The sequence below is a fragment of the Maritalea sp. genome, assembly GCF_051251695.1.
Classification (GTDB): Bacteria; Pseudomonadota; Alphaproteobacteria; order Rhizobiales; family Devosiaceae; genus Maritalea.
In genome coordinates this window covers 104,949-115,580 of the sequence record NZ_JBPOEU010000014.1, presented here as the reverse complement: position 1 = coordinate 115,580, position 10,632 = coordinate 104,949, and the positions used below count along the sequence as shown (strand labels likewise).

Annotated in this window: 12 protein-coding genes; 2 read left to right on the top strand and 10 right to left on the bottom strand. The window is 48.7% G+C overall.

What is annotated here, in order from left to right; genetic code table 11:
* Window positions 1-212 precede the first annotated feature (212 nt).
* The 4 genes from ACSHWX_RS10610 to ACSHWX_RS10595 all read right to left on the bottom strand — a co-directional run bounded on the left by ACSHWX_RS10610 (window position 213) and on the right by ACSHWX_RS10595 (window position 2,632).
* Complete coding sequence (locus ACSHWX_RS10610) at window positions 213-638, bottom strand: DUF1178 family protein (protein ID WP_435668187.1); 426 nt, start codon at window positions 636-638, stop codon at window positions 213-215.
* A gap of 27 nt (window positions 639-665) precedes the next feature.
* Window positions 666-1,502 (bottom strand): carbon-nitrogen hydrolase family protein, encoded by an 837-nt coding sequence (locus ACSHWX_RS10605; protein ID WP_435668191.1) that lies wholly within the window; start codon window positions 1,500-1,502, stop codon window positions 666-668.
* Window position 1,503: 1 nt separating this feature from the next.
* The gene (grxC, locus tag ACSHWX_RS10600) at window positions 1,504-1,770 is read right to left on the bottom strand and encodes a glutaredoxin 3 (RefSeq protein WP_435668186.1); all 267 of its coding nucleotides are present in this window, start codon (window positions 1,768-1,770) and stop codon (window positions 1,504-1,506) included.
* 64 nt (window positions 1,771-1,834) lie between these two features.
* Window positions 1,835-2,632 (bottom strand): ComF family protein, encoded by a 798-nt coding sequence (locus ACSHWX_RS10595; RefSeq protein WP_435668185.1) that lies wholly within the window; start codon window positions 2,630-2,632, stop codon window positions 1,835-1,837.
* A 66-nt stretch (window positions 2,633-2,698) separates the two neighbouring features.
* Between ACSHWX_RS10595 and ACSHWX_RS10590 the strand changes: the two genes are divergently transcribed.
* Window positions 2,699-3,556, top strand: coding sequence for a methyltransferase domain-containing protein (locus ACSHWX_RS10590; protein WP_435668184.1), 858 nt, complete (start codon window positions 2,699-2,701; stop codon window positions 3,554-3,556).
* Here the strand turns inward: ACSHWX_RS10590 and ACSHWX_RS10585 are convergent.
* Genes ACSHWX_RS10585 through ACSHWX_RS10570 form a run of 4 tightly spaced genes read right to left on the bottom strand, consistent with a single transcriptional unit; the run spans window position 3,553 to window position 6,319 of the window.
* Entirely contained in the window at window positions 3,553-3,756 is a 204-nt protein-coding gene (locus ACSHWX_RS10585) for a Flp family type IVb pilin (RefSeq protein WP_435668183.1), read from the bottom strand. The genes ACSHWX_RS10590 and ACSHWX_RS10585 overlap by 4 nt on opposite strands.
* Window positions 3,757-3,785: 29 nt before the next feature.
* A complete protein-coding gene (locus ACSHWX_RS10580; RefSeq protein ID WP_435668182.1) occupies window positions 3,786-4,196 on the bottom strand; it encodes a (deoxy)nucleoside triphosphate pyrophosphohydrolase in 411 nt (136 codons plus the stop codon).
* 31 nt (window positions 4,197-4,227) lie between these two features.
* Complete coding sequence (gene argJ / locus ACSHWX_RS10575; protein ID WP_435668181.1) at window positions 4,228-5,469, bottom strand: bifunctional glutamate N-acetyltransferase/amino-acid acetyltransferase ArgJ; 1,242 nt, start codon at window positions 5,467-5,469, stop codon at window positions 4,228-4,230.
* A gap of 1 nt (window position 5,470) precedes the next feature.
* Window positions 5,471-6,319 (bottom strand): peptidylprolyl isomerase, encoded by an 849-nt coding sequence (locus tag ACSHWX_RS10570; RefSeq protein ID WP_435668180.1) that lies wholly within the window; start codon window positions 6,317-6,319, stop codon window positions 5,471-5,473.
* Between the two features lie 246 nt (window positions 6,320-6,565).
* On the opposite strand from ACSHWX_RS10570, the gene secA reads away from it, so the two are divergent.
* Window positions 6,566-9,238, top strand: coding sequence for a preprotein translocase subunit SecA (gene secA, locus ACSHWX_RS10565; protein ID WP_435668179.1), 2,673 nt, complete (start codon window positions 6,566-6,568; stop codon window positions 9,236-9,238).
* Between the two features lie 8 nt (window positions 9,239-9,246).
* Here secA and ACSHWX_RS10560 read toward each other — a convergent pair whose 3' ends face one another.
* Both ACSHWX_RS10560 and ACSHWX_RS10555 read right to left on the bottom strand, forming a co-directional pair.
* Window positions 9,247-9,939, bottom strand: coding sequence for a hypothetical protein (locus tag ACSHWX_RS10560; RefSeq protein WP_435668178.1), 693 nt, complete (start codon window positions 9,937-9,939; stop codon window positions 9,247-9,249).
* Complete coding sequence (locus ACSHWX_RS10555; protein ID WP_435668177.1) at window positions 9,936-10,529, bottom strand: uracil-DNA glycosylase family protein; 594 nt, start codon at window positions 10,527-10,529, stop codon at window positions 9,936-9,938. Before ACSHWX_RS10555 ends, ACSHWX_RS10560 begins: the two co-directional genes overlap by 4 nt.
* Between the last annotated feature and the right edge of the window lie 103 nt (window positions 10,530-10,632).

Sequence of the window (10,632 nt, the reverse complement as noted above, 5' to 3'; positions counted from 1 at the left end):
CCGGATACATATGAGCGACTTCCGAGAACATGCAGAAATCACTTGCGAACAGCAGCCGGTACATACATATGGCCCGGTAGTTCTGATCACATCCGAAAATAGAAGGTCGACATTGGGCTCAGAGTTGACATTAGTCCAAATAGGAAGACCGCCAAATAACGCTAGGCGGTCCATAAAATTCTGAAAAATAAAATTGGGGTCTATGCCCAGGATTAGTTGTGTTCTTCAGGCGCGTTAGGCAACGGCAGAAAATCAATGCCATCTTCAACGAGCGAAGAAACTTCGTCGGAGGTTGCCTCGCCGTAAATGCCGCGGCTATCCGTTTCTTCCAAATGGATTTTGCGGGCTTCTGCGGCAAAACGATCGCCAACATATTCCGCTTCACTAACCACTTTGGTGCGCAACTTGTTCATTGCTTCACGCAATGCTTTTTGTTCCGGATGACCCGCAGACAACGCAACTTTTTGATTGGATTTTTTACCAACAGCTGGGGCCATCAAAGCCTTACTGACGTCAGCAGAACCACAAACTGGACATTCCAAGATGCCCTGACCGGCCTGCACATCATAGGCGGCGGCATTTTTAAACCAAGCTTCGAACTTATGTTCGTTTGCGCAGCAAAGCGAATACTGGATCACGAAAGATACCTTTGTTTTTAACCAAACCTATTGTGCGCCATTATGGTTAACGTTTAACGAAAAAGGACGCGAATTTGCAAGTGTTGGTATACGAGACCGAGCATCTTTTATCACATCTTGATCAAAAGAAGCGACAATCAATGCTGTTTTATCATTAACGCAGGCGGCTAAAACCTTACCCCACGGGCTCAATATCATTGAATATCCATAGGTACGTCGACCGTTTGCATGCACGCCCCCTTGAGCCGCGGCCACCAAAAAACATCCTGTTTCAATTGCCCGAGCACGCAAAAGACTTTCCCAATGCGCTTCACCAGTGGGCACTGTAAATGCGGCTGGAACGGCCAACACTTGCGCGCCTGCTTGCCGCAAAGTCCCATATAATTGTGGGAACCGAACATCATAACAAATCGACATGCCCAGCTCTATGCCATCAACATGGGCAAGAACCGCCTGATCACCTGCGTCAAAGTTCTTGCTCTCCCGGTAAGGCGCATCGCCAGCAACATCGGCATCAAACAAGTGGATTTTATCGTATTGGGCAACAAGTTCGCCGCTTGGGGCAAATAGAAAAGACCGGTTGAGGCACTTATCTGATTTGCCTGCGACCGCCATTGAGCCGACATGCAAATATAATTGATGCGCTTTGGCTAAACCGCTTAACGCGGCAATTGCCTTTTCAGGTCCGCCCCCGCGCACCCAAGCGCGAAGACCATCATGATTTTGGGCAAACATGACGGCCATTTCTGGCAGTTGCAGATAGCGAACGCCCTGCGCATTTGCATCAATACAGCCCTGTTCAATGACAGTAAAATTCTCATCGAAATCCATCGAGGAGCGCATTTGTAGGGCGGCAAGTAACATCTTAACTGGCGACACGGCTCAATAGCGCATCAAGCTTGCCCTTCCGGTCCAGCGCGTTCATATCGTCAAAACCACCAATATGGCGATCACCAATAAAAATTTGTGGCACGGTGTGGCTACCATTTGAGCGCTGAAGCATCTCTTGTCGTTTGGCGGGGTCGCCAATCACCGTCATTTCTTTGTAAGCAACACCTTTTTTGTCGAGCAACGCTTTTGCGGCAAGGCAATAAGGACAAGTAGGTGTAGTATAAAGTTCGATCGTGGGCATCTTTGCTCCTTTGAGATCAAGATCAGACCAAGTTCTAATCACAACAGGTCCATTCAGAACATGTCTATATTGCCCCAATAGGCCCCATGACAACCCGTGCAAAGCTCAACACATCAATCTTTGATCGAAATTTGATCCGAAAACTGCGTGCAATCGCTTCAATTGTCGCCCCGGTTGTGACAACATCATCAATAATAACAATGCGTTGACCCTCATATTGTTCCAAGAACTGATCCGTTACGGAAAAGGCGCCGCGCACATTATCCTCGCGATCATTTGAACTCAGACCGACCTGTTGCCGCGTGAAACGCTTGCGGGTCAGCCATCCATTGTGAACTTTAAAGCCTGTTAACAAGCCAACTTGATCGGCAAGCAACTGCGATTGATTGTAGCGCCGCACAAGACGCCGCCGCCAATGCAACGGCACCGGCACCAGAACGCACGGTTCTTCCCAAAAATCGCGACCAGCAACAACCATCAATCGAGCGCAAAATTTTGCCAACTCCAAACGGTCACCATATTTGAACTGACTAACAATCTGACGGGCACGATCATCATAAATGAGCGCCGACCGCGCACGGGCAAAAGTTGGCGGGTGGGCGATAGCCTCTGCACTTAAAACACTTGCGCCCAAGTCTGCGGCAAATGGAATACCCAATGTGGGGCAATAGGGCTTTGAGATAAACCGCAGCTTCGCCCAACAGCTTGAGCAAAGCCCGTCACTATCAATAACTGGCTCATCACAAGTCAGGCAACTTGGTGGAAACAACATATCTAAAGCGCCATCAGCTAAACCAGCAACGCGCTGCCGTTTGTTGGAAAACAGTGACTTTATCCGCGTGACAAGTTGCTTATTGTCCATCGCATCCATAACTATTGCTCAAATCAAAAGTTCAAAATAATCTTTAATACAACTTGGAGCCTATTCATGCCCCCGCCAAAGCTTTTTGATCGTAGCCGAATTCACAAACGATTAAAACGTCGCGGCGCAGCAAATGACAAATTCATAGCCCAACTTGTGCTGGATGACTTGCGGGTTAGGCTGGAAACCATCACGCGAAAGTTTGATAAAGCCTTGATCATCGCTCCATCTAGCGAATATTTTATCCAAGATGCAAAATCCGCAACCGACCCGATCAAGTTTGAGTGTGCAACAACGCTATTGCCCGCAAGAAATATCAAACAAGTTGATGTGGAAGCGTTCGAACAAGTGGATCAAGATTATGACTTGATCGTTTCGATGATGGACCTGCAAGTCACCAATGATGTGCCCGGGTTTTTACATCAAGTGCGCCAACATCTTAAACCGGACGGGCTTTTTCTGTGCGTCGCCCTTGGCGGAGAAACTTTAAAAGAACTACGTGCCGCCTGGCTGAAAGCCGACGATGAAATTTCTGGCGGGGCCTATGCCCGCGTTGCCCCATTTATTGACATTCGTGACGCGGGCGCTTTGTTGCAGCGCGCTGGATTTGCCCTACCCGTTGCGGACCTTGAACACCATACTGTGCGGTATGAGCATCCACTCGCACTCATGTCAGAACTGCGGGCCTTTGGGGCGAGCAACCCGATGATTGAAATCCCACACAAAGCAACCACCCGCAAATTATTGGGCAAAGCAATTAGCAACTATCAGGATGATTTTACGGATCAAGATAAAAGGATAACGGCCACGCTTGAATTCATCTGGCTTTCCGCATGGGCACCGCACGAAAGCCAACAAAAACCGCTAGAACCCGGCAGCGCCAAGATTTCGCTAAAGGATATCCTTGAAAATAAAGACGATTAAGAACCGTTTACCGCGCCATCAATCGCAGCGCCGATGCTGCCCTCATTGCCATTGAATAAGTCACCAAGCGCGCCGCCAAGCGCGGTCATTGCGCCAATGATCACCACAACGAGCAGCGTGGCGATCAGCCCATATTCAATGGCCGTAGCGCCACTTTCATCAGCTAAAAACCGCTGCATGACTGAATTGCTTTTGCTCATTTCGCATCCATAATTTCAAACCACAAGAACTACAACAAGTCGCATAAATGGGCGACCAACGGCTCGTCGGCAGGTGGCATCGGATAGTCCCGCATGCGCTGTGGCTTTACCCATTTCAGGGCAGAATGTTCGCGCGCAACTGGCGTTCCTTGCCATTTTCGACAAACATAAAGTGGCATCAGAAGATGAAATTTTTCATAAGAAAACGAAGCGAAAGTCAGCGGCGCGAGGCAGGCTTCTTTGGTGTTTATATCAAGTTCTTCTTTTAGCTCTCGAATAATCGCCGCTTCAGGGGTCTCATCTGGTTCAACCTTGCCGCCCGGGAACTCCCATAGGCCGCCCATATTTTTATCCTCGGGCCGCCGAGCAATTAACACACGCCGATCCGCATCAACAAGCGCACAAGCAACCACCAACAAAATTGGTTTTTGATCTTTCAAAACCCTACCCCCTTAAGCTTAACCAGCATTTCTAGCTGCGATAATCGCCATTGATGGAGATGTAGCCATGGGTCAAATCGCAACCATAAATGGTTGCATTTCCGTCCCCAACGCCCAAATCAACACTGATTTGGATCTCGTCAGATTTCATATACTGACTTGCATCCTCTTCAGTGTAAGCGGCGGAACGAAACCCGTTCTTCGCCACCAATAAATCACCAAACCGGATTTGCAGCTTGTCGCGTTCCGCAGGCTCACCGGCTTTACCGATGGCGGCGACAACCCGCCCCCAATTTGCATCTTCCCCGGCCAAAGCTGTTTTGACCAAAGGAGAGTTGGCAATGGAACGTGCAACAATGTCTGCACTCAAATCCGACACAGCACCTGACACTTTGACGACCATCATTTTGGTCGCCCCTTCGCCATCACGAATGATTTGCAAGGCCAAGTCTTTCAAAACAGCGCTCAATGCTTGCTTGAAATCAGCACAACGCGGATCCTCTGGCGAAACGATCGGCTCCACCCCACGCGCCTTAGCCGCGCCGGTTGCAAAAACCAAACAGGTGTCTGACGTTGAAGTATCACTGTCTACTGTGATGGCATTAAAGCTGAACGCGTTTGCGTCCTTAAGCAAAGTGCGCAAAATCTCGACAGAGATCGGCACATCGGTAAAGACATAGGACAGCATGGTCGCCATATCTGGGGCGATCATACCGGACCCTTTTGCAATGCCTGAAATCGACACTGAAACACCGTCCAAATCAAACTGAGCGCCTGCCCCTTTTGCAAAGGTGTCGGTAGTGCGAATGGCATTAGCCGCAGCTTCAAAGTCAGCCGGCAATTGAGGCGCTTTTTTTAACGCATCGACCAATGGTTCATGGTCAAGCGGTTCCCCGATCACTCCGGTCGAAGAGATGAAAATCTCAGAGGTCGAGCAGCCAAGCATTTTTGCTGCAGCAACAGCGGTATGTTGCACCGTTAGCGCACCAACGTTGCCCACAAATGCATTTGCATTGCCCGCATTGACCACCAAACCACGCGCCAAACCATATCCCAGATTTTCGCGACACCAATCAATCGGCGCAGAAGGACATTTGCTTTTGGTCAACACGCCAGCAACACATGTGCCTTCGATAAATCGCGCGAAAAACAGATTATTGCGCCCATGATACCCCTCACCAATTGGGGCTGAAAACAATTCAACCCCATCGATTTGGCTAAGACTTGGGAACTCTTTGGGTGCCAATGGCGAAACTGAACTCACCTCAGCCATCTTAATTGCTCGCACCCACGATCTGAATATCCGCGTTTGCTTTCAATTCTTCAACAAGCTTTTCAAACTTCTTGACCATCACCCGCTGACGAATTTGAGGCAAAACTTGTTCAAATGCTGGCGGTGTTGAAGGACGGCGGTCTTCAAGTTTGATAACGTGCCAGCCAAACTGAGATTGAACCGGGGCAGAATAGGCACCAACTTCGAGCGCCCGTGACGCATCGTAAAACTCAGGCACCATATCGCCTTCGCTGAAATAGCCAAGATCACCACCATTTGGTCCGCTTGGGCCAGTGGATTTTTCTTTTGCCACTTCAACAAAATCACGACCATTGTCCAGTTCTGCGATCACCGATTTCGCATCATCTTCGCTCGCAACCAACACATGGCGCGCGCGCAGCATTTCTTTTGGCTCGAAATCCTTGAAGGTTTCTTCGTAAGCTGCTTGCAATTCGGCCTGATCAATTTCAGTTGCCATTACGTCTTGCAAATAAGCACGACGGAGCGCGCGGTCTTCTAAATAGGCTTTGCGGCTGGCAAATGTCGCTGTATCTGACATGCCTGCTTTTTTCGCGGCTTGGGCCATCACTTTCATGTCAACAAGCATCTGCACCAAAAACCCGCGTCGTTCTGCAGCAGGGATGGCGTTCAGTTCTTCGCCCATATCTTCCAGCGCATAACCCAAATCCGCTTGAGTGATGTTTTCTCCACCAACAGTTGCGATAACTGTCGTGGGCGACGGAACCTCTTGTGCGCTGGCGCCAACGGTGCCCAACATGCTGAAAACAACGGCGCTACCAAGCATGGCTGCGCGCAGTGAACTAAGATGTTTTGATTTCAATTTCAGCATTATTGTTCTTTCTTTTTGTTTCCTCAAAATCAGACTTCATACATAATTGCACGAGCCCAACAAATTTCTTTGACGTTTGCGTGATTTGGGAGGCGTTGACAAGACACTTCACCGCACTTACATCTCCCAACGCTTGATTAGGTGAAATTTTGGCGCTTCTAACCTTAATTCGCCCGACCAACGCACAGAATTCTCCGCTGATGGGCCAAAATTAAGGCACAACAGCAACAAAATGGGACCGCTTATATGGCACTCGCAGCGTTAGCACGTAAAATTTTTGGCTCTTCAAATGAGCGCCAAGTCAAAAAATATCGCCCTCTGGTCGACCAAATTAATGCGCTTGAACCAGATATGCAGGCGTTAAGTGACGAGCAACTGCGCGCCCGGACCGATGAGTTTAAAGCTCAATACAAAAACGGCACCAAATTAGAAGACCTGCTGGTCCCCGCATTTGCGACCGTCCGCGAAGCGGCAAAACGAAGCATGGGCATGCGCCACTTTGACGTTCAGCTGATCGGCGGCATGGTGTTGAACGACAATGCCATCGCAGAAATGCGCACCGGTGAGGGTAAAACCCTTGTTGCAACATTGGCCGTTTATTTGAATGCCCTAACCGACAAAGGCGTTCACGTTGTTACGGTAAACGATTATCTCGCCAGCCGTGATGCGCAATGGATGAGCGAAGTTTATAGCTTTTTGGGGCTTACAACCGGCGTCATCGTTCATGGCCTATCTGATGATCAACGTCGCGCGGCCTACGCAGCAGACGTGACCTATGGCACGAACAACGAATTTGGTTTTGATTACTTGCGCGACAATATGAAGTTTTCGCGCGAGCAAATGGTTCAACGTGGCCATTATTTCTCAATCGTCGATGAAGTCGATTCTATCTTGATCGATGAAGCCCGTACCCCGTTGATTATCTCCGGGCCATCTGAAGATCGTTCAGAACTTTATACTCAAATCGATGCGTTGATGCCCAACGTTACCGACGAAGATTTCGAGCTAGACGAAAAACAACGTTCTGCCACCTTCACCGATGAAGGCATCGAAAAATTCGAAACAATTCTCAAAGAAGCCGATTTGATTAAAGGCGAAAGCCTGTTTGACGTAGAAAACGTTTCAATCGTTCATCACCTCAACTCTGCCCTACGCGCCCACAAACTTTTCTCTCGCGATAAAGATTATATCGTGCGGGACGATGAAGTGGTGATCATTGACGAATTTACTGGCCGTATGATGCCGGGTCGCCGTTTTTCTGAAGGTCTTCACCAAGCCCTTGAAGCCAAAGAAAACGCTAAAATCCAGCCTGAAAACCAAACGTTGGCGTCGATCACATTCCAAAACTATTTCCGCCTATACAGTAAATTGGCTGGCATGACCGGTACTGCGGAAACAGAAGCGGCCGAATTTGCAGATATTTACAATCTGGACGTGATCTCAATCCCAACCAATGTCGATGTGGCGCGGGTTGACGAAGAAGACGAAGTTTATCGCTCGGTTGAAGAAAAATTCAAAGCGATTGCTGACGAAGTTCAAGAATGTCAAAAACGCAAGCAACCTGTTCTTGTGGGCACAACATCGATTGAAAAATCTGAGTTCCTCGCCGACCTTTTGAAAAAAATGGGCGCGAAGGACATCAAAGTCCTCAACGCACGCCATCACGAACAAGAAGCGCAAATCATCGCTGATGCGGGTATGCCCGGCGCTGTGACCATCGCCACCAACATGGCGGGCCGCGGTACCGACATTCAGTTGGGCGGCAATCTTGAAATGCGCGTTTCCAACGAGTGCGAGGGCCTTGAGGGCGAAGTGCGCGAAGCCAAGATCAAACAGATCGAAGCGGAAATAAAAGAACGCAAGAAAGAAGCGCTTGCCGCCGGTGGACTTTATGTCATCGGCACCGAACGTCATGAATCGCGTCGGATTGATAATCAGTTGCGTGGTCGTTCTGGCCGTCAGGGCGATCCAGGACATTCAAAATTCTACCTTTCATTGCAAGACGATCTGATGCGGATTTTCGCGCCAGAACGTATGGAAGGCATGTTGGTTAAACTTGGCCTTGAAGAAGGCGAAGCCATCGCCCACCCTTGGGTGACCAAAGCGCTTGAGCGCAGCCAACAAAAAGTGGAAGCCCGTAACTTTGATATTCGTAAAAACATCCTCAAATATGATGATGTGATGAATGATCAACGTAAGGTGATTTTCGAACAACGCCTTGAATTGATGGAAGATGCAAATGTTGCAGAAGCCATCAAAGAGATGCGTGAAGACGTTGCGCAAGACATCATCGAAAAAGCCATCCCTGAACGTTCTTATCCAGAACAATGGAAACATGAGCAGCTTGCCGAAGCAGCAAAAACTTATCTCAACATCGATGCCCCGATCAAAGAATGGTCTGAAGAAGAAGGCATAGATAGCGAACAAGTCACCGAGCGCTTGATCAAATTGGCGAACGAAGAGGCGGCGAAGAAAACCGCTAATTATACGCCTCAAATTATGCGCCAGATTGAAAAACAGCTCTTGTTGCAATCAATTGACGGCCTGTGGCGCGAGCATTTGATCACCCTTGACCATCTGTCAAAAGTGGTTGGCTGGCGTGGCCTGGCCCAACGCGATCCGCTTAATGAATATAAGCAAGAAGCCTACGAGCTGTTCCAAACGTTGCTGGATAGTTTGCGTGAATTAGTGATCGCTCAACTCAGCCACGTTCAAGTGCAAATGACGCCACCTGAGCCCGAACTTCCCCCAATGAGCGCGCAACATATCGACCCTATTACCGGCGAAAATGATGCGGTTCCAGCGGGAAGCAATATCGACCCAGAAGACCCATCAACCTGGGGCAAGGTCCGCCGCAACGAAGCGTGTCCTTGCGGTTCTGGCAAAAAATACAAACATTGCCACGGCGCAATCGTTTAACAGCTCGTCTACCGATAATCATATAAATGGCCGCTTAGAACCTTCTCTAAAGCGGCCATTTTTATATCCTGTTTTGGCACAAACACTGCCATGCGCCCGACCATTTGGGTAAGTTCTGCGAACTGTGCCACCACATGATAATGGGGGCGATCTTGATAATCGTCGAAGGCGATGGTCCAGTTATCTGTTGCGGCCAATGCTTTCACGCATTTGAGCATACAGGCGACGCGAAACCGGCCATCAATCAAAACCAAATCGGGCAATGCTTTGGTATCTGGAACGTCCGAATAGGCCGTGAATTTCTTCAGGCGTTTTGCTGTTGGTTGACTAAAAGAGAAAGGGTAACCCCAGTTTTCCGTCAAACCAATATCAGCATGAATGTAAGTTTGACCTGCGCGATGAAATCCCGCCAATTCAATGGTGCGCTGCACGCTTAAGGAAAACAGCAAATCGCTCTCTTTGCTGACAAATGGAATTCCAAATTCAGCGGCAAGAAATGTCGTGCCGCCGCTGCCAAATTCCAAATAGGATTGGCAGTTTTTCAATTGCTCGCTAAACCAGTTCTGAATGTCGTCGCTCTCAAAATGAGGCACTCTGGCGGTTTCAAAAATTAGTTTTTGAGCAACTGGATTTCTCAATATCGATATATCTTTGAGCGCATAGATCAACGCACTTTGCCAGCGCGGCCAGTTTTTACTCATATCAACACTTCTGCCAACACTTCGCGTACGCGTTTTCTTAAAGCTGGTATCACGTCTTTTTCAAACCACTCATTCTTTTTAAGCCAAATATTATTACGCGGACTGGGGTGTGGCAAAGGCAAGCTATTGGGCATAAATTCAGGCCACCGCTTAACGGTTTGAGTAAGCGTTTTGGATTGCCTTTCCCCCAAATGATAATCAAGGGCGTAAGCGCCAATGAGAATTTTTAGCTCGATTTTGTCCGTCAATTCAAACAATTGATCATGCCATGTCGCACCGCATTCTGGGCGCGGCGGTAGATCGCCAGATTTGCCCGTCCCCGGAAAACAAAATCCCATCGGCACAATTGCAAACAAGTTGGGATCATAAAACTGTTCTGCGCTTACCCCAAGCCAGTCGCGCAATCGCTCACCACTTTTATCATCGAAAGGTTTGCCAGATTGATGCACCAATCTGCCCGGTGCTTGACCCGCAATGAGGATTTTCGCACTTTCGCTAACTTGCAAAACTGGACGTGGCCCCAAGGGCAAGTGTTCTGCGCAAATGGTACAGTCAGATATTTTGCGACTTAAGTCGGCCAGCGCCCCCATATCAGTCCCTTTGTTCCCTCATCCACTACCTTAAATAATAAATCGCCAAAAGACAGAACTTATCAAATTTCGACATTGCTCCGCGCTCTGCATGGCGCTAACT